This window comes from Mycobacterium sp. IDUB_37 (assembly GCF_055419245.1).
The window spans coordinates 727,454-744,126 of record NZ_JBVAXG010000003.1 but is presented as its reverse complement, the minus strand read 5'-3'; the positions used below and the strand labels follow the sequence as shown (position 1 = coordinate 744,126).

Sequence of the window (16,673 nt, the reverse complement as noted above, 5' to 3'; positions counted from 1 at the left end):
GAGGGGTAGCACCGTGAGCAATCTCCAAGCCCGAGTAACGGCTGACGACAGGACATTTCACGTCGAAGGCTATGAGCGGATCGAGTACGACCTGCAGTATGTGGATGGCATCTTTGCGCTTGACTCCACGGACCTCGCCGACAGTTACCGGCCGTATGGTCGGGTGCTGATGGTGGTCGACGACATCGTGTGTCAGATCTACGGCGAAGCGATTCGGACCTACTTCGACCACCACGGGATCGAGCTCACCGTGGTTCCGGTGCAGATCCGGGAGACCGCGAAGTCGCTGGAGACTTTCGAGTGGATTGTGGCCCAGTTCAACGCCTTCGGGCTGGTACGCACCGAACCGGTGTTGGTTGTGGGCGGTGGACTGACCACTGACGTGGCGGGATTCGCCTGCGCCAGTTACCGGCGCAATACCCCGTACATCCGAATCCCGACCACACTGATCGGCCTCATCGACGCGAGCGTCTCGATCAAGGTCGCGGTCAACCACGGCAAGCACAAGAACAGGCTGGGCGCCTACCACGCTTCGCAGAAGGTGTTCCTTGACTTCTCCTTCCTCAAGACGTTGCCCGAGGATCAGGTGCGCAATGGAATGGCGGAGTTGATCAAGATCGCCATCGTCGGAAACGCGGAAATCTTCGAGTTGCTCGAACGGCACGGCGCCGACCTGCTGCGGACCCGCTTCGGCCACCTTGACGGCACGCCCCAATTGCGGGCCGTAGGTCACCATCTCACCTACCAGGCGATCGCCACGATGCTTGACCTCGAGGTGCCCAACCTGCACGAGATCGATCTGGACCGAGTAATCGCTTTCGGCCACACGTGGAGTCCGACATTGGAACTCGTCCCGCCTACGCCCTTCTTTCACGGTCACGCCATCAACATCGACATGGCGTTGTCGACCACGCTCGCCGAGCAGCGCGGGTATCTCTCGGTCGACGACCGAGACCGCGTGCTGGGCGTGATGAGTGACTTGGGATTGGCCCTGGACAGCGAGCATTTGACGGCGCAACTCCTCGAGCAGGCGACCGCATCCATCCTGCGGACCCGTGACGGGCTGCTTCGTGCCGCGATTCCTGATCCGATCGGGCAATGCCGGTTCCTCAACGACGTGACTACAGACGAGTTGGCGGACACATTGTTGCTGCACAAGAAGATCTGCCTCGAGTTCCCTCGAGGAGGAGACGGTATTGATGTTTTCGCGGACGTCCCCGCGGGTGTTGCCAAGGTGCCGCAGCAGTGACGGCCAGTCTGGACAGCAGGACCACGGCCGGTGTTCGGGTACACCGGATCGTGGATGCCAACGTTGGCCGGACTTTGGCCGTCCTGCTGGCCCTCTTCGTAACGCTTCCGGTCGATCTCGCGCTGGTGGCGGTGGCGTTGCTGAGCCGCAGGCGGCCTCCACTCAACTGCACCCGCGCAAGTGCTCGCCGGACCATACTGGTCAGCGGCGGCAAGATGACGAAAGCGCTGCAGTTGGCCAGGTCTTTCCACCTGGCCGGACATCGGGTGATCCTCGTTGAAACCGCGAAGTACAGGTTCACCGGCCACAGATTCTCTCGCGCCGTGGACACGTTCTACTGCGTGCCGGAGCCGACGGCGCCTGGCTACGCCCAGGCACTGCTCCGGATAATTCGGTACGAGAATGTCGACGTCTTCGTACCGGTGTCCAGCCCGGCCGGCAGCGTGCCCGATGCTCGGGTGCGCACTTTTCTCGACGGCGTCTGCAAGGTCGTCCACGTCGATACCGACACGATCAAGCTGCTCGACGACAAGGCCGAATTCGCTTCGACTGCTGCAGCTTTGGGACTAAGGGTCCCTGATACCCATCGGATCACGAGCGCCCAGCAGGTCGTGGACTTCGCCTTTCCCGACGGCCGCAGCTACATTCTGAAACGGATCGCATACGACCCGGTCAGTCGGATGGACTTGACCCGACTCTCGAGTCGCACACCGCAGCGCAATGCGGAATTCGCCCGTTCTCTGGCGATCTCCGCGGACGATCCGTGGGTCCTGCAGGAGTTCATCGAGGGGCGGGAGTTCTGCACGCACGGAACCGCGCTGCGCGGCAGATTGCAGGTCTACGGATGCTGTGAGTCTTCGGCCTCCCAGGTCAACTACGCCAACGTCGACAAACCCGAAATTCGTTCCTGGGTAGAGACTGTCGTCAGCAGTCTTGACCTTACCGGGCAGGTGTCCTTCGACTTCATCGAGGCGGCAGACGGTCACGCGTACGCCATCGAATGCAATCCGCGTACCCATTCGGCGATCACCATGTTCTACGACCACCCGGACGTCGCCGCCGCTTATCTCGACGACGGACACCCGCTCATCACACCCAACCCAGGCGCGCGGCCCACCTACTGGATCTACCACGAGATCTGGCGCCTACTCACGCAACCCGGGCTGGGCAGGCTCGAGACCATCCTCCGCGGCAAAGACGCGATCTTCTGCTGGTGGGACCCGATCCCGTTTCTGATGGTCCACCATCTACAGATACCGGCACTGCTCTGGTCCAATCTTCGGCACCGAAAAGGCTGGAGCCGAATCGATTTCAACATCGGCAAACTCGTCGAGATCGGTGGGGATTGATGACCGCACCAGCGCGCGTGTCGGTGCTGCATCTTGTCGGGTCGGCCGTCGACGATTTCCACGCCGACCTGTCGCGCTTGTATGCCCGCGCTTGTCTCGATGCGCTCGCCGACACTGACTGTTACAACGCGCATCTGGCGTACGTCTCACCGGACGGAACGTGGCGGTTCCCCCTTGACCTCGGTGCCGACGCGCTGCGATCTGCGGTGGCGCTGCCGATCTCGAAGGCCATCGAGCACTTGCGCTCGTTGCGGGTGGATGTGGTTGTGCCGCAGATGTTCTGCCTGCCTGGCATGACCTCCTACCGCCGGCTACTGGATGCAGTGGGCCTGCCCTACCTGGGCAACCCGCCCGAGGTGATGGCGATCGCTGCGGACAAGGCGTTAACGCGGGCGCTCGTCGCGGCGGCGGGTGTCGCGGTGCCGGCCGGACAGGTGGTGGCGGCCGGCGAACGATCAACCCAGCCGTTGCCTGTAGTCGTCAAGCCGGTCAGCGCGGACAACTCGGTCGGAGTGTCCCTGGTGCGCGAACCGGCGGAACTCGATGCGGCGCTCGACCTGGCCCTCGGACATGCTGGTTTCGCACTCGTCGAAAACTATGTCGAGCTGGGACGAGAAGTGCGCTGCGGCATCGTCGTTCGCGACGGCGAGTTGATCTGCCTGCCGCTGGAAGAATACGCGGTCGACGCGACGACCAAACCGATCCGCGGCCGCGACGACAAGTTGCGGCGCACCGACGACGACGAGCTGTACCTTGTCGCCAAAGACACCAGCCACGCGTGGATTGTGCCCACCGACGACCCGATCACATCCGTGGTTTGGGAAGCAGCGCGGCGCTGCCACCGCGCTCTGGGCTGCCGCCACTACAGCCTGTTCGACTTTCGCATCGATCCCGACGGCCAGCCGTGGTTCCTCGAGGCCGGCCTCTACTGCTCGTTCGCCCCATCCAGCGTCGTTGCGGTAATGGCGGCGGCGTCCGGCATCGACCTCCCCGACCTGTTCGCCGACCAACTTCGCGAGTTGGGCATCAAGGGGGCGCCGTGCTTGACTTCGCCGCACTGAAACCCCTTGGGGCAGAGGTCTTCGACGCGAGGATCGACACCCTGAATCAGCGTGAGTTACAGGAACTACGTCTGCTGCTTGCTCACTATGGTGTCATCGTTATACCGACGCAAGATGTCGACGACAGCGTCTTCCTACGGTTTCTGCGCAGATTCGGGCAAACGGTATTCACTGCCGGCGAAGTGCCGGTGCCGGGATTTCCGGACCTCAATCTGGTCACCAACGTAGGTCGTGCCCGGCCGCCCCGTTCGAGCTTCCATACCGACACCAGTTACGTGCGAAACCCGCCGACCTATACGGCATTACGTGCCGTCAAGGTTCCGGAGCAGGGTGGGCACACCCTGTTCACCGATCAGTACGCGGCCTACGACGCATTGCCAGACGACGTCCGCGACCGACTCGACGGGTGCACCATCACCCACATCATGACCGGCCTGGAACTCGACTCGGCGCAAGAAACATGCGCGGTGCACCCAATCTTTCTGCCGCATCCGATATCCGGGCGTGTCGCGCTGTACCTGTCGACCCCACAGCGTTGCGCCGCGGTGAGTGGCATGTCTCGTGAGCAAGCGGAGGCAACCGTCTCTGCCCTGTTCCGACATTCGACACGCGACGACAACATCTACCGGCACGCGTGGTCGGCGGGTGACATCGTGATGTGGGACAACCGCTGCGTCATGCACCGAGCCGACCACGACGGCGTGGTCGGGGACCGTGTCATGCATCGCGGTATGGTCGTCGACCCCGCTGCCGCGATGGCTTCCGATTCCGGCGCAGATACGAATTGAGCTGATATGGACGAAACAGGAGTACTGGTGATCGGTGCCGGATTGGCCGGATTACGCTGCGCCACAGTGCTAGCCGAGGCCGGACGCGAGGTGCGGGTCTGGGAAGCCGATGACGCGGTCGGCGGCCGAGTCCGCACCGACGTCATCGACGGGTTCCGCTGCGATCGGGGCTTTCAAGTGCTCAACCCGGCTTACCCCGAGCTACAACGCGCGGTCGACCTGTCAGAGCTACGCCTGCAGTCGTTCGATGCCGGCGTCGTGGTCCGCCGCGACGCGGGTTCAGCGGCGTGGGTGCATCCGCTGCGCAACCCGCGCCGGGTACCCGCCATGCTGGCTTCCGGCGGGTTGAAACCTCGTGACCTGGTGTCCATCGCGAAATGGGCCTCGCCTGCGTTGCGACCGAGCACGCTGAAGGCGCCAGACCGCCCGGATCGCAATCTGCGAAAGGCGTTGGACAGAGCGGGTGTTCGCGGCGAATTGCGCAGGGTCGTCGATCGATTCTTGGCGGGTGTGCTGCTCGAGGCCACTGGTTCGAGCTCTAACGCATTCGCCTTACTGCTCGCCCGGATGTTCCTGCTGGGAGTACCGGCATTGCCGGCCGACGGCATGCAGGCCCTGCCGCGCCAGCTGGCCGCGAGGATCGAAGGACGGATAGCGCTTGGCCAGAAAGCGGTCCGCATCGAACGCGGCGTGGAGGGCTGGCGGGTTCACGGCGAGGACGGCAGCATATGGGCGCGGCAGGTGGTCGTCGCAACAGAAGCAGTCGCGGCCGCGTCGCTGACAACCGTGGCGTTGCCGCAGACGCACGGGGTGGTAACCGATTGGTGGGCAACCGACCAGGTAATTTCCGGTCCCCCGATGCTGCGGGTAGACGCCCGCCGTGATCCGCCGGGGCCGGTCCTGAATACGGCGGTGATCAGTGCTGCCGCGCCAACGTATGCGCCGCCGGGGCAGCACCTGATTGCGGCGTCGGCGTTGGTGGAATCAGATGGCGTCGTGCCGGAGGAAATTGTGATGCGGGAACACGCCGCAGACATCCTGCAGGGCGACCACCGCGGGTGGCGACTGCTGAAGCGCCATGTCATCAGGGACGCGCTCCCGGCGCAGCCCGCGCCGCTGTCCGTACGCCGCCCGATCCGCACCTCCTCCGGAGTCTGGGTGTGCGGCGACCATCGGGACACCGCCTCGATTCAAGGTGCACTGGTCAGCGGCCGTCGCACTGCCGAAGCCATTCTGCGGACCACCGGCGCGGCCTCGAGATAGGACGAGCCTTGACAACATACAACCGATCGGTTGTATGTTGGAGAGGTGACCGTGGATGTCGAGGACCGGGCAGACGCCCTGTTCCACGCGCTTGCCGATCGCACCCGGCGTGACATCATGCGCCGTGTGTTGACCGGGGAGCACTCGGTTTCCGCACTCGCGACGAAGTACCAGGTGAGCTTCGCGGCGGTGCAGAAGCATGTCGCCGTCTTGGAGAAGGCCGGCCTTCTCACCAAGCGACGCAGCGGCCGCGAACAGCTGGCCAGCGGTGAGGTGGCGGCAGTGCGGTCAGTGGCATCGATGCTCTCTGAACTGGAACAGGTTTGGCGGGATCGGGTCGCACGCATCGACGAACTCATCGCATCCGACTCAATCAAGGAGGACTGAACCATGCCCGTGACCGACGTCCAGCAGGACCTCGAAAACCTGACGCTGACCATTACCGCCGACTTCGCCGCTCCAGTGCAGCGAATTTGGCAGATCTACGCCGACCCGCGTCAGCTGGAGAAAATCTGGGGGCCGCCGGAGTTTCCGGCGACGTTCGTCGACCACGACCTCACGCCCGGCGGCCGCACGAACTACTTCATGACTGGCCCGGAGGGTGAGAAGTACGCCGGATATTGGCAGATCACCGCCGTCGACGAGCCGGCAAGCTTCTCCTTCGACGATGGTTTCGCCGACGAGGAGTTCAATCCCAACCCGGATCTGCCGGTGTCGAAGAACATCTACACCTTCGCTGAGCACGACGGTGGCACCCGCGTGGTTTACGTGGGCATTTATGAGTCCGCCGAAGCGCTGCAGAAGGTGCTGGACATGGGCATGGTCGAGGGCGCCACGTCAGCGATCAACCAGATCGACGACCTGGTAGCTGCCTGACCGCGATCGAAGGCCCAGTCGCAAAGCCCGGTCGAGAAATCGGTCGGAGGCCACCCGGGTCAACCGAACGATCAGCGCCGCGTCGAATCCGGTGGTGTAGCGGGTTCGTGGATTCGACGCGGTCGCTGCCCGGGCGATCACCTTCGCGACCCGTTCGGCGGAGACGCCGTAGCGGGTGGAGGATCGTTGTTGTGCCGAGATGGCAGCAGTCAGTTCGGCGTAACGATTGATTTGGTCCGTCGTCATGGCGGCGCCGTTCCGATCGGCGGACGCCACGGCACTTTCGGCCATTCCCGTCTTGACGGCGCCGGGCTCCACTACGACGACCTTGACCCCGGATGGTGCTACCTCCCGGCGCAGGGCATCGCTGACAGCTTCGAGGGCGAACTTCGAACCCGCGTAGGGGCCGTAGGTGGACATGGCGACTTTCCCGCCGACAGAACTGACGTTGACGATGGTGCCCGAACTGCGCAGCAGCGCCGGCAGCAGCGCTTGAGTCATTGCGACGTGTCCGAACAGGTTGACTTCGAACAGCTTTCGCCACTCTGCCAATGGCAGCACTTCGACGGGCGCATTGACCGCGATGCCGGCGTTGTTGATCAGCGCGCGCAGCGGTCGCCGCAGCGGGTCGTCGGCGATGCGCGCGGCGATCGCGGTCACATGTGTTTCGTCAGTGATATCGAGGATGTGGGGCTCGATCCGATCGGCCCGGAGGGCATCGCCGTCGACCGCGCGGCGAACCCCAGCCAAGACGTGATACCCCCGGGCCGCGAACTCTCGTGCGCTGGCCGCGCCTATCCCGGTCGAAGCGCCGGTCACCACGACAAGCTGTCGGCGGTCGGACTCGGTCGAAGCAGCCATCGCGATCTCCAACTTTCCGATTAATTTCGGTTGACGCTGTCATCTCAACCTATCAGCTGAGTTGACGTTGTCAACTGAAATGCGCGGGGCTTATGCTCCTGACGGTGGGAAGGCGATCCGAAACTGCTGCCGCTACCCGGCAGGGACTGCTCGACGCCGCCGCAACGCTGCTGGACGAAGGTGGACCAGAGGCGGTGACGTTGCGCGAGGTCGGCGCTCGCGCAGGTGTCTCGCGCTCCGCGCCGTACCGCCACTTCGCCGACAAGGAAACTCTGCTCACGGTTCTTGCTGCGGACGCGGTGAGCCGACTAGGGGACACCCTCGAAGACCTGGCCAACAGCGACGATGCGCCGGTGCGCTCGCTGCGGGCGGCCCTGCTGTCGCTGACAACGATCGGGCGCAGCCAACCTCACCTGTATCGCCTCATGTTCACCACGCCGTCCAGCGATCCGACGCCGGCGGTCCAGGCGGCCGAACGGACGTGGGATCTGTTCCTCGACATCCTCGGCCGTGTTGTCGGACTCGACCAGGCTCGACGATACGGGCCGCTGCTGCTGACCAGTGCCCACGGCATCGCGGGCCTGGAGTCGAGCGGCCACCGGGTATGGGACAAGTGGCAGTTCACCGCGGAGGAGCTCATCGACTCGATGGTCTCGTTACTCCCCAACGCAACATAGTGTCGCGTTGATTGCCTACGCGGCAAGCACTTTCGGTGTATCGATCACCGAATATTCGCTGGCGTCGCCCTGGACGGCCCGGCTGCGTTCACCGCGGACGCTGACTGGGATGTCGCCGGCCAGCGTGATCCGGTGCACGCGACGGGGTTGGTCGCCGAAGTCCGAGACGGCGTAATGCTGGGTGGCCCGGTTGTCCCACATGGCGACATCGCCGAGTTCCCAGTTCCACCGAATCGTGTTCTCCAGCCAGGTGATTCGGTCCTGGAAGATCCGATACAGCGCCTGTGACTCCGCGCTGTTGAGACCGAGAAAGGACTTGGCGAAAGACCCTAGGAGCAAAGACTTTTCGCCGGTCTCTGGATGCACTCGAACCACCGGGTGCTGCGTTTCGAAACGGGTGGACTGGAATTCGGCCGCGTACTTCAGCATCGCCTCGGGATTGGCTTGTGCTGCGGCCAGTTTGGCGGGATCGATCTGTGCGTAGTCGAACGCATTGTTGTGCGTTGCCCAAAGATTCTCCGCCAACTCCTTCAACGGCTGCGGTAGCTGCTGATAGGCACTGACGGTGGAAGCCCAGGTGGTGGTGCCACCGTAGGAGGGCAACTCGACGGCCCGCAGGATGGAGGCCTTCGGCGGGCGGTCGACAAAGGTGACGTCGGTGTGCCACTGGTTGGCGCCGCTGCCACCGACGGCTTCGAGTCGCATGACCTTGCTTCCCTCGAACTTCAGCGTCGGGTGCGGAGTCGTGGGTACGCCCAGGCTCTCGGCGAAGGCGTAGTGAGAGTCGTCGTCGAGATGGTGCTGCCCGCGGAAGAACACCACCTTGTGGGTGATCAGCGCTTGATTGACAGCCGCGGCGGTGTCGGCGTCGAGTTCACCAAGTCGCACGCCATCGACACGGGCGCCGATGTTCTCGCCCAGCTTCACCACACGAACGTCGTTACTCATGGCATCTGCCCTTCCCAAGTGTTCCGCGTGTAGTCGACTGTATACATGCGATCTGTAGTCGACCGTATACACGCGGCGGCGGCAAGGCAATGCGCCTAGGTGGCCGCTGCCTGACTGCGCGGAGAAAAGACATCGGAGACCCGTCGTGCAACCGCTGAAACCGCTGGTCAAAAGCCTCGATGACGGGAATTCGCCGCGTTCGTCTGGGTGGACAACGTTGCGATCAGGCGGAAGAAAAGCCCGGCTCAGCGCAATCAAATTGCATGCCGGCGCAACCCATCGAGGATGACGTCGAGCAGACGCTGCGCCCGGGCGTCCCACTCGGATTCATCCAATCGGGTCAGGCAGCCGAGCAGCAGGATGACGTCTCGCGCACCGGCGTCCTCTCGGATCTGCCCGTCGGCCTTGCCGGCGTCGAGCATCTGACTGATGGCGTCGCCGATCAGGCCCTCGCTGCTGCTGGCCAGATCCGTTTGCACCTGCGCCGTCACCGCGGTGAATACGCCGCGCTTCAGCCTTGCGTAGCCGGCTACCGCACGGAACCAGTGCGCCAATGCCTGCACCGGAGGGTACTGGGCGAGCAGGTCGGGTGCGGCCGCGACCAGCGCGTCAACGTCGGCGCGGTAGACCTCCGTGAGCAGTGCCTCCCGGCTCGCGAAGTGGCGGTAGAGGGTGCCTTGGCCCACACCGGCAGCCTTGGCAATCTCGTTGAGCTTGAAGTCATTCGAAGCGACGACGTGAGCGCGGGCGGCCTCGACGATGCGCGCCCGATTGTGCTCGGCATCGGCGCGACGCCGCGGGGATGTCAACGGTTGCACCACCGTCCTTTTGACTAAACGGACACGTGTCCGTTAGCGTGAAGAGCTAAGCGGACACGTATCCACTTTAGTCGAAACGGAGCCGTAGAGATGTCAGTGATCTCCGGAAAAGTCGTCGCCATCACCGGCGCCAGCAGCGGGATCGGCGAGGCGACAGCGCGGCTACTCGCCGGCCGCGGCGCGTCAGTCGTACTCGGTGCCCGCCGCTGCGAACGGCTCGATCAGCTCGCGCATGAGATCGGCGAAGCGGGCGGGTCCGCGGTGAGCTGCGGGGTCGATGTCACGCGACTCGACGATGTCCGCCGGTTTGTCGCGCTCGCGGTTGAGCGGTTCGGACGACTCGACGTACTGGTGAGCAATGCCGGCATCAGCAAGATCGGCCCGATTGCCGACGGGGACGTCGACGGCTGGTCGGCGATGATCGACGTCAATCTTCGTGGTGTTCTGCACGGGATCACCGCCGCCTTAACGCAATTCAGGCAGCAGGGACAGGGCCACTTCGTCACCACGGTGTCAACGGCGGGACTCAAGATCACCCCGGATCTCGGTGTGTACGCCGCAACCAAGAATGCGGTCCGGACTGTCATGGAAGCGCTGCGACAGGAATCCACGGACGGCACCGTGAAAACCACATCGATTTCGCCCGGCTTCGTGCGGACCGGCCTCGACAGCTCAATTGATGACCTCGGGCTGCGCGACAAGATTCGGCAGAGCATGGACGAATTCGGCCTCGCGCCCGATGCCGTCGCCGAGGCGATCGCATTCGCCATCGGTCAACCGGCCGAGGTTGAAATCAGCGACATGACCATCCGCCCGACAGTCCAGAACTGAGACCCACGACCTTGACCCAACGTCGAGTTGATTGACATCACGTTGACTCGGTCAACACACCGTTGATAACGTCAGCCCATGAGCGAACACCTCGACGTGTTGATCGTCGGCGCAGGCATTTCCGGTATCAGCGCCGCATGGCATCTGCAGGACCGCAGTCCTTCCAAGACCTACGCCATCCTCGAGCGCCGGGAGAACATCGGCGGCACCTGGGACCTGTTCAAGTACCCGGGCATCCGGTCGGACTCCGACATGTACACGCTGGGCTTCCGCTTCAAGCCGTGGGAATCGGCGAAAGCCATTGCCGATGGGCCCGACATCCTGAACTACCTGAAGGAAACCGTCGCCGAGTACGGCATCGACAAGCACATCCGCCCCGCGCACACAGTGACGGCCGCGGAGTGGTCCGACGAAGAGAACCGCTGGACCGTCACCGTCGACAAGGGTGGCGAGACCGTCGAGCTCACCAGTTCTTTTCTGTTCGCCGCCAGTGGTTACTACAACTACGACCAGGGTTACTCGCCGGAGTTCCCCGGCTCGGAGGACTTCGCCGGGCCGATCATCCACCCGCAGCACTGGCCGGAAGACCTCGACTACGCGGGCAAGAAGATCGTGGTGATCGGATCCGGGGCCACCGCGGTGACTCTCATTCCGGCGCTGACCAATTCGGGTTCGGGTCACGTGACGATGCTGCAGCGCTCGCCCACCTTCATCGGGACGCTGCCTACCGTCGACCCATTCGCCGTCCAGGCCAACAAGTATCTGCCGCCCAAGGCGGCGCACGTGGCCAATCGGTGGAAGGCGATCCTGTTTTCGACCTTCCAATACCAGCTTTCGCGCCGCTACCCCGGGTTCATGCGCAAGACGTTGCTGACCATGGCCGAGCGTCGCCTGCCCGAGGGCTATGACGTCAAAAAGCACTTCAATCCCCGGTATAACCCGTGGGACGAGCGACTCTGCTTGGCGCCCAACGGCGATCTGTTCAAGACGATCCGCAAGGGCAAGGCCGATGTGGTCACCGACACCATCGAACGCTTCACCGAGACCGGTATCCAGCTGACCTCGGGTGAACACATCGACGCTGACATCATCGTTACCGCAACCGGTTTGAACCTCCGCCTGTTCGGTGGTGCCGCGATTCGCCGCAACGGTCAGCCGGTTGACCTGACTACGACCATGGCCTACAAGGGCATGATGCTCTCAGGCGTGCCCAACATGGCTTTCACCATCGGCTACACGAACGCCTCGTGGACACTCAAGGCCGACTTGGTCTCCGAGTTCTTCTGCCGCGTGCTGAACTACATGGACGACAACGGTTTTGACACCTTCGTGCCCGAGCATCCGGGCGACTCCGTCGACGAGCGTCCGCTGATGGAATTCACCCCCGGATACGTGCTTCGCGCCTTGGACTCGCTTCCGAAGGGCGGCGCCCGGGCACCGTGGCGGCTCAAGCAGAACTACTTGCTCGACATTCAGATGATCCGGCGGGGCAAGGTCAACGACGAGGCGCTGCGCTTCACCAAGCACCGCGCACCCGTGGCCGTCTAACTTCACCGGCGGCCAATAGCCTGGAGGAATCGCCGGGGGTGCGCCCCGGGCCGACGAGAAGGTCCTCCCGTGTTCGCTCTGATCGCGTTGTTCCTGCTCGCGTTGCTGGCCGGCGTGCTCGGCGGACTGGTGGGCACCGGATCCTCGCTGGTGCTGTTACCGCCCCTTGTCTACGTTTACGGGCCTCGCGTCGCCGTGCCGATCATGGGCATCGCCGCCGTAATGAACAATTTCGGGCGGGTGGCCGCGTGGTGGCGGCGCATCGACTGGCGGGCGGTGCTGGCTTACGCAGCGCCGGGGACGCCGGCGGCAGTACTCGGTGCGCACACATTGCTGACGATCTCGCCCAACCTGGTCGAGGGCGTACTCGGGGCGTTCTTCGTGGTGATGATCCCGATACGACATTTTGTGGCCGCTCGGAACTGGCGAGTTCGACTGTGGCAGTTGGCTATCGCCGGTGCCATCATAGGATTTCTGACCGGTTTGATTCTGTCCACCGGTCCGCTGAGCGTGCCGGTCTTCACCGGTTATGGACTCAGCGGAGGCGCCTTCCTCGGAACCGAGGCCGCAAGCTCGCTGGTGCTGTACGTCGGCAAGATGGTCACCTTCGGCCAATTCGGCGCACTCACAAGCGATGTCATCATCCGGGGCTTGATCATTGGCACCGCCCTGATGATCGGCCCGTTCCTCGCTCGCCCTATTGTGCGCCGAATCCGGCCTCGTACCTACGACTTACTGATCGACGCGGTGTTGATCGTGGCAGCCGTGGGCATGTTCGTCGCCGCTAGTCGGTGACTCAGCGGCGAGTCGATTGCCTTTCGGTCAATTCTGCCGTCAAGTATCCGGAGTCGTCACCGAACGAGGCCAACTCGTCGTCGGGCACCGTGAAACCGTGCGCGGCATAGGCTTGCTCGGTTGATCGGATGTCCACCTGCCAGCCGCGCTTGCCGAGGTACTCGGCCGCAGTGTTGCGCGCACCGGTGTAGAACAGGTCGGCCAGGTTGATGTTGGAGCCGATGCGCCGGGACCGCTCGGTGAGTTTCTCCGCCCAGTCCGACGGGATGTTGCGCAGGTCCATGTGCTCGGAGGCGATTCGGCTGCCCGGTGCCGAGAGGGCCAGGATGTTGTCGAACAAGCGATCCTGTGCCTCGGGTGGCAAGTAGACCAGCAGGCCCTCGGCGATCCACGCCGTCGGCTGTTGGGCGTCGAAGCCGGCGCACCGCAACGCCGAAGGCCAGTCGTCGCGCAGATCGATCGCCACAGCGTGGCGCTGGGCGGTGGGCTCCGCGCCCAAGTCCGCCAGCTTCTGCGTCTTGAAAGCGATGACTTCGGGTTGGTCGATCTCGTAGATCACCGTGCCGGCCGGCCAGGACAGTCGGTAGGCCCGGGTGTCCAGGCCGGAGGCAAGAATCACTGCCTGCCGGATGCCGGCTTCGGCCGCCCGCTTGAAGAAGTCGTCGAAGAACCGGGTGCGCACCGTGATCTGCTCGTTCATCGTCTGGCGGTTAAGCAGGGGATCGTCGATCGGCCCGATCTCGTCGTCGATGAGCTTGACGAAGGTGTCGATGCCGACGGCGCGGACGAGCGGGTCGGCCCAGGGGTCATCCAGCAGCGGCTCAGGGCCTGCCGAGGCCATGGCTCGCGATGCGGCGACGGCCGTTGCGGTCGCTCCGACACTTGATGCCAGGTCCCACGAGTCGTTATCGGTTCGAGTCACAGTCCAAGTCCTTTCAGTAGAAACACAAATTAGTTAGTGCATTTAACTTATGTCTCCACCGTACACGCGCCGGAGATGGCGCGCCTCGAACGTCAAGGGGCCTGCGTCACGCCTCGACGGCTTGCGCGCCCTCCCGGCGTGCCCATGTTGCGAAGTCGGTCGCGGAACGACCGAGCAGGTCGGCGACACCGCTGCTGATGTAGGCGTCTTGGTGGTTGCGGATTCCACCGAGCATGGCCGAGCGCCACCGGATGTACTCCTCCGGCGTGCCGGTGGCGCGCAGGGCGGCCTGGTGCGCGGCGTCCGGCTGATCTTCAAAGACGAGTTTCTTGCCGGTGACACCGGACAGAATCCGTGCGGCCTCGTCGAAGGTGAGTGCTGCAGGGCCGGACAGGTCCACCGTCGCTTCAATCGCGGCGCCGTTGACGAAGACGTGGGCGGTGACGTCGGCGATGTCCTCAACATCGATGAACGGTTCGGCGCCGCCTCCCACTGGTGCCACGATCCGGCCGTCGACCGCACCATCGCCTCGGTGAAGTTCTGGGCGAAGTGGGAAGGTCGCAGGATCGTCCACGGCAGGGGGCCGGCGGACAGCGCCTGTTCGGCACGTGCGACGTTGCCGTCGGGCAGGAATTCGACGCCGCGGGCAGATAGCAGCACCGCGTGCCGGTTGCCGGCAGCAGCCGCGCAGTCCAGGAATTCTGCGAGCAACGGGCTCCAGTCGGTCGCAGAACCCGGGCCGACGATGAAGACGCCGTCGGTGTCGCGCACCGCCGACGACCAGGTCTGCGGTTGCCTCCAGTCGAAAGAGATCTGCGTCGACCGACTGACCGAGCGGGCGTCGTGGCCGTCACGCTGCAGGCTGCGGGCCACCCGGCGGCCGACCTTGCCGGTGCCGCCGAGGATCAGAAAAGTGCCCATGGCCACCACCCTAAGTCGAGCGGTTCGGGCCTACCGCCGATAGAACACGTCTCCCTCGACGGAGATGGTCGACTGATTCACCCAGACGACGTTGAAGTAGACCGGCGCCGGCTTGCGCGTCTGGCTGCTCATGATGGTCAGGATGCCGCCACGCGATGAGGGGTTCCAGGAGCACGAGCCCGAGGTGGTCGGTACTCCGGCACCGTCGGCCAGCGAGCACCCGCTCTGGCTCACCAGCAACTGCTCCGATCCGTTGACGGTGGCCCAGAAGCCCACCGGGGCCGCCGCGCCGCCGGCGTGGGCGACTCCGGTGGAAACCGCGAGCGCGCCCAGGGCGAATCCTGCTGCCGCGATGCACTTCTTGGCCTTCATCGTGTCTCCTTGGTAAGTCGGATAAGCGGGACACGTTGAGATTGGCCGAGTGCGCTAGACGGATTCTTGTTGCTTCCTTGGCGCGGACGCGTTGAGTTCGGGGAGTAGGTATTCCAGCTGTCCGACCTCTTCGATGTTGTGCGTGATCCACGCGCGCACCATCTCGTCGGAGAATCGTCTGCGCAGAATGCGGTTGATCGGCAGCAACACTGGGGACCGCGCCCCGATGTCGAGCACCGTGACGTAGTGCGTACCGTCGGTGCCCGCCGACCAGGTGTGTTCGAGCTGGATGAGTATCGCGCCGGCGAACCTGGTCACCAGGCGAATGCCCGTCTCGTCCAATTTCTCCACCCGGTCGACGACGTCGACTTTGAACTCCGGCTTGGCGCCGAAGGCCTCCACGATGCGAAAGCGTGCGCCCTCGGCCGCCCCGCCCCCCGGTGCCTGCTTGGCCAACTCCCAGTGAATGTGATCGATCGGGTGCCAGGCGAGGTAACGGTCGATGACCTCGCCGCCGTATCGCATGGTTCCGTCCAGATGGGTGAACCAATCGAGCAACATCGTCGGCGTGATGCCGGTCAGTGCCGCGTGGTCGATGGTGACGCGACGACGGTGGTGCGGGGCGCTGGTGAAGCGCACGGTCGCGGTGTCCGGCGAGCGCAGCGGAAATAGAACCGGGCGAGCCTGCATAAGAGCCTCCAAGATACGATAACGTTTCTTGGGATGCGAGGTTACGGCGCAGAACGAAGAAACGCAATCGTTTCTTGGAAGGGCGATGATGCGGCGACGGCACGGCGAGGAACTCGACAAGGCGATCGGGGACGCGGTGCTGAGACTCGTGGTCGAACAGGGCGCGGCGGGCGTCACCATGGAGGCCGTCGCCGCCGCTGCGGGCACCAGCAAGCCGGTGCTCTATCGGCGGTGGCCGGACAGTCGGGCGCTGGTGCGCGACACGTTGTTGCGTACCGCTGTCGCCGCGATCCCGCATCGGGACACCGGCAGTTACCGCGAGGACATGCTGACGATCCTGCGCGGCTGGGCCGCGTTGTTCACCGGTGCACAAGCTGCCGTCATCCGGGCCGCGATCGGTGCGGCCGCACACGATTCCGAACTCGCCGAGGCATTCCGCACCGACGTAATCGGTTGGCGGAAAAAAGAAATGACCGATCTGTTGGCAAGGGGCGTGGCCCGCGGCGATGTGCGCGCCGACGTGCCGGTCGAGATCGCCCGCGAGTTGGGCCAGAGCGTGTTGTGGCACCGCCTGCTGGTGACCGGCGACCCGATCAACGACGAGCTGATCGTGCAACTTGTCGATGACGTGTTGGTGCCGTTCGTCTCGCCGCGCCCGCAGTGAACGAACCAAATATATGTTCCGTGTAAGTTGAGGGGCGGCG

General features: G+C 64.1%; 19 protein-coding genes and 1 pseudogene. 12 read left to right on the top strand and 8 right to left on the bottom strand.

The annotated features are described in order from the left end of the window. The first annotated feature begins 13 nt into the window (after positions 1-13). Genes ACZY1I_RS14160 through ACZY1I_RS14130 form a run of 7 tightly spaced genes read left to right on the top strand, consistent with a single transcriptional unit; the run spans position 14 to position 6,586 of the window. Positions 14-1,249, top strand: coding sequence for a sedoheptulose 7-phosphate cyclase (locus ACZY1I_RS14160; RefSeq protein WP_463755018.1), 1,236 nt, complete (start codon positions 14-16; stop codon positions 1,247-1,249). Beyond that, entirely contained in the window at positions 1,246-2,598 is a 1,353-nt protein-coding gene (locus tag ACZY1I_RS14155; RefSeq protein ID WP_463755017.1) for an ATP-grasp domain-containing protein, read from the top strand. The genes ACZY1I_RS14160 and ACZY1I_RS14155 overlap by 4 nt, the downstream gene beginning before the upstream one ends. Beyond that, a complete protein-coding gene (locus tag ACZY1I_RS14150) occupies positions 2,598-3,659 on the top strand; it encodes a D-alanine--D-alanine ligase family protein (RefSeq protein WP_463755016.1) in 1,062 nt (353 codons plus the stop codon). The genes ACZY1I_RS14155 and ACZY1I_RS14150 overlap by 1 nt, the downstream gene beginning before the upstream one ends. Beyond that, positions 3,638-4,447 (top strand): TauD/TfdA dioxygenase family protein, encoded by an 810-nt coding sequence (locus ACZY1I_RS14145; protein WP_463755015.1) that lies wholly within the window; start codon positions 3,638-3,640, stop codon positions 4,445-4,447. Before ACZY1I_RS14150 ends, ACZY1I_RS14145 begins: the two co-directional genes overlap by 22 nt. Before the next feature lie 6 nt (positions 4,448-4,453). Then, the gene (locus ACZY1I_RS14140) at positions 4,454-5,710 is read left to right on the top strand and encodes an FAD-dependent oxidoreductase (RefSeq protein WP_463755014.1); all 1,257 of its coding nucleotides are present in this window, start codon (positions 4,454-4,456) and stop codon (positions 5,708-5,710) included. A gap of 45 nt (positions 5,711-5,755) precedes the next feature. Continuing rightward, on the top strand, positions 5,756-6,097 hold the full coding sequence (locus ACZY1I_RS14135; RefSeq protein ID WP_463755013.1) for an ArsR/SmtB family transcription factor: 342 nt from the start codon (positions 5,756-5,758) through the stop codon (positions 6,095-6,097). A gap of 3 nt (positions 6,098-6,100) precedes the next feature. After that, positions 6,101-6,586, top strand: coding sequence for an SRPBCC family protein (locus ACZY1I_RS14130; protein WP_463755012.1), 486 nt, complete (start codon positions 6,101-6,103; stop codon positions 6,584-6,586). Here ACZY1I_RS14130 and ACZY1I_RS14125 read toward each other — a convergent pair. After that, a complete protein-coding gene (locus ACZY1I_RS14125) occupies positions 6,548-7,447 on the bottom strand; it encodes an SDR family oxidoreductase (protein ID WP_463755011.1) in 900 nt (299 codons plus the stop codon). The two genes, ACZY1I_RS14130 and ACZY1I_RS14125, sit on opposite strands and share 39 nt — an antisense overlap. 104 nt (positions 7,448-7,551) lie before the next feature. Here ACZY1I_RS14125 and ACZY1I_RS14120 point away from each other — a divergent pair, with 104 nt between their 5' ends. After that, positions 7,552-8,124, top strand: a complete 573-nt coding sequence (locus tag ACZY1I_RS14120) for a TetR/AcrR family transcriptional regulator (protein ID WP_463755010.1) — start codon at positions 7,552-7,554, stop codon at positions 8,122-8,124. A gap of 15 nt (positions 8,125-8,139) precedes the next feature. Here ACZY1I_RS14120 and ACZY1I_RS14115 read toward each other — a convergent pair whose 3' ends face one another. Both ACZY1I_RS14115 and ACZY1I_RS14110 read right to left on the bottom strand, forming a co-directional pair. Then, positions 8,140-9,072, bottom strand: coding sequence for a TauD/TfdA dioxygenase family protein (locus tag ACZY1I_RS14115; protein WP_463755009.1), 933 nt, complete (start codon positions 9,070-9,072; stop codon positions 8,140-8,142). Between the two features lie 254 nt (positions 9,073-9,326). Beyond that, a complete protein-coding gene (locus ACZY1I_RS14110; RefSeq protein ID WP_463755008.1) occupies positions 9,327-9,881 on the bottom strand; it encodes a TetR/AcrR family transcriptional regulator in 555 nt (184 codons plus the stop codon). Positions 9,882-9,980: 99 nt separating this feature from the next. On the opposite strand from ACZY1I_RS14110, the gene ACZY1I_RS14105 reads away from it, so the two are divergent. From ACZY1I_RS14105 to ACZY1I_RS14095, 3 genes are all read left to right on the top strand, one after another. Further along, on the top strand, positions 9,981-10,721 hold the full coding sequence (locus ACZY1I_RS14105; protein ID WP_463755007.1) for an SDR family oxidoreductase: 741 nt from the start codon (positions 9,981-9,983) through the stop codon (positions 10,719-10,721). Positions 10,722-10,799: 78 nt separating this feature from the next. Continuing rightward, a complete protein-coding gene (locus ACZY1I_RS14100) occupies positions 10,800-12,269 on the top strand; it encodes a flavin-containing monooxygenase (RefSeq protein ID WP_463755006.1) in 1,470 nt (489 codons plus the stop codon). Between the two features lie 69 nt (positions 12,270-12,338). Further along, complete coding sequence (locus tag ACZY1I_RS14095; RefSeq protein WP_463755004.1) at positions 12,339-13,064, top strand: sulfite exporter TauE/SafE family protein; 726 nt, start codon at positions 12,339-12,341, stop codon at positions 13,062-13,064. 1 nt (position 13,065) lies between these two features. Here ACZY1I_RS14095 and ACZY1I_RS14090 read toward each other — a convergent pair whose 3' ends face one another. The 5 genes and pseudogenes from ACZY1I_RS14090 to ACZY1I_RS14070 all read right to left on the bottom strand — a co-directional run bounded on the left by ACZY1I_RS14090 (position 13,066) and on the right by ACZY1I_RS14070 (position 15,969). Next, positions 13,066-13,986, bottom strand: coding sequence for a class I SAM-dependent methyltransferase (locus ACZY1I_RS14090; RefSeq protein ID WP_463755003.1), 921 nt, complete (start codon positions 13,984-13,986; stop codon positions 13,066-13,068). A 106-nt stretch (positions 13,987-14,092) separates the two neighbouring features. Next, positions 14,093-14,488: a Rossmann-fold NAD(P)-binding domain-containing protein gene (locus ACZY1I_RS14085; RefSeq protein ID WP_463755141.1), complete on the bottom strand. Its 396-nt coding sequence runs from the start codon at positions 14,486-14,488 to the stop codon at positions 14,093-14,095. A gap of 47 nt (positions 14,489-14,535) precedes the next feature. Further along, positions 14,536-14,907, bottom strand: a pseudogene (locus tag ACZY1I_RS14080) (SDR family oxidoreductase); the annotation flags it as partial. Between the two features lie 30 nt (positions 14,908-14,937). Further along, positions 14,938-15,279 (bottom strand): hypothetical protein, encoded by a 342-nt coding sequence (locus ACZY1I_RS14075; RefSeq protein ID WP_463755002.1) that lies wholly within the window; start codon positions 15,277-15,279, stop codon positions 14,938-14,940. Positions 15,280-15,333: 54 nt separating this feature from the next. Beyond that, positions 15,334-15,969, bottom strand: a complete 636-nt coding sequence (locus ACZY1I_RS14070; RefSeq protein WP_463755001.1) for a hypothetical protein — start codon at positions 15,967-15,969, stop codon at positions 15,334-15,336. Positions 15,970-16,057: 88 nt separating this feature from the next. Here ACZY1I_RS14070 and ACZY1I_RS14065 point away from each other — a divergent pair, with 88 nt between their 5' ends. After that, on the top strand, positions 16,058-16,633 hold the full coding sequence (locus tag ACZY1I_RS14065) for a TetR/AcrR family transcriptional regulator (RefSeq protein WP_463755135.1): 576 nt from the start codon (positions 16,058-16,060) through the stop codon (positions 16,631-16,633). Positions 16,634-16,673: the final 40 nt, after the last annotated feature.

Excerpts from the sequence above, each read along its gene's own strand:
- ACZY1I_RS14070 (WP_463755001.1), bottom strand. The coding sequence starts at position 15,969 with ATGCAGGCTCGCCCGGTTCTATTTCCGCTGCGCTCGCCGGACACCGCG.
- ACZY1I_RS14150 (WP_463755016.1), top strand. The coding sequence starts at position 2,598 with ATGACCGCACCAGCGCGCGTGTCGGTGCTGCATCTTGTCGGGTCGGCC.
- ACZY1I_RS14100 (WP_463755006.1), top strand. The coding sequence starts at position 10,800 with ATGAGCGAACACCTCGACGTGTTGATCGTCGGCGCAGGCATTTCCGGT.
- ACZY1I_RS14065 (WP_463755135.1), top strand. The coding sequence starts at position 16,058 with ATGCGGCGACGGCACGGCGAGGAACTCGACAAGGCGATCGGGGACGCG.
- ACZY1I_RS14115 (WP_463755009.1), bottom strand. The coding sequence starts at position 9,072 with ATGAGTAACGACGTTCGTGTGGTGAAGCTGGGCGAGAACATCGGCGCC.
- ACZY1I_RS14075 (WP_463755002.1), bottom strand. The coding sequence starts at position 15,279 with ATGAAGGCCAAGAAGTGCATCGCGGCAGCAGGATTCGCCCTGGGCGCG.
- ACZY1I_RS14125 (WP_463755011.1), bottom strand. The coding sequence starts at position 7,447 with ATGGCTGCTTCGACCGAGTCCGACCGCCGACAGCTTGTCGTGGTGACC.
- ACZY1I_RS14130 (WP_463755012.1), top strand. The coding sequence starts at position 6,101 with ATGCCCGTGACCGACGTCCAGCAGGACCTCGAAAACCTGACGCTGACC.
- ACZY1I_RS14140 (WP_463755014.1), top strand. The coding sequence starts at position 4,454 with ATGGACGAAACAGGAGTACTGGTGATCGGTGCCGGATTGGCCGGATTA.
- ACZY1I_RS14105 (WP_463755007.1), top strand. The coding sequence starts at position 9,981 with ATGTCAGTGATCTCCGGAAAAGTCGTCGCCATCACCGGCGCCAGCAGC.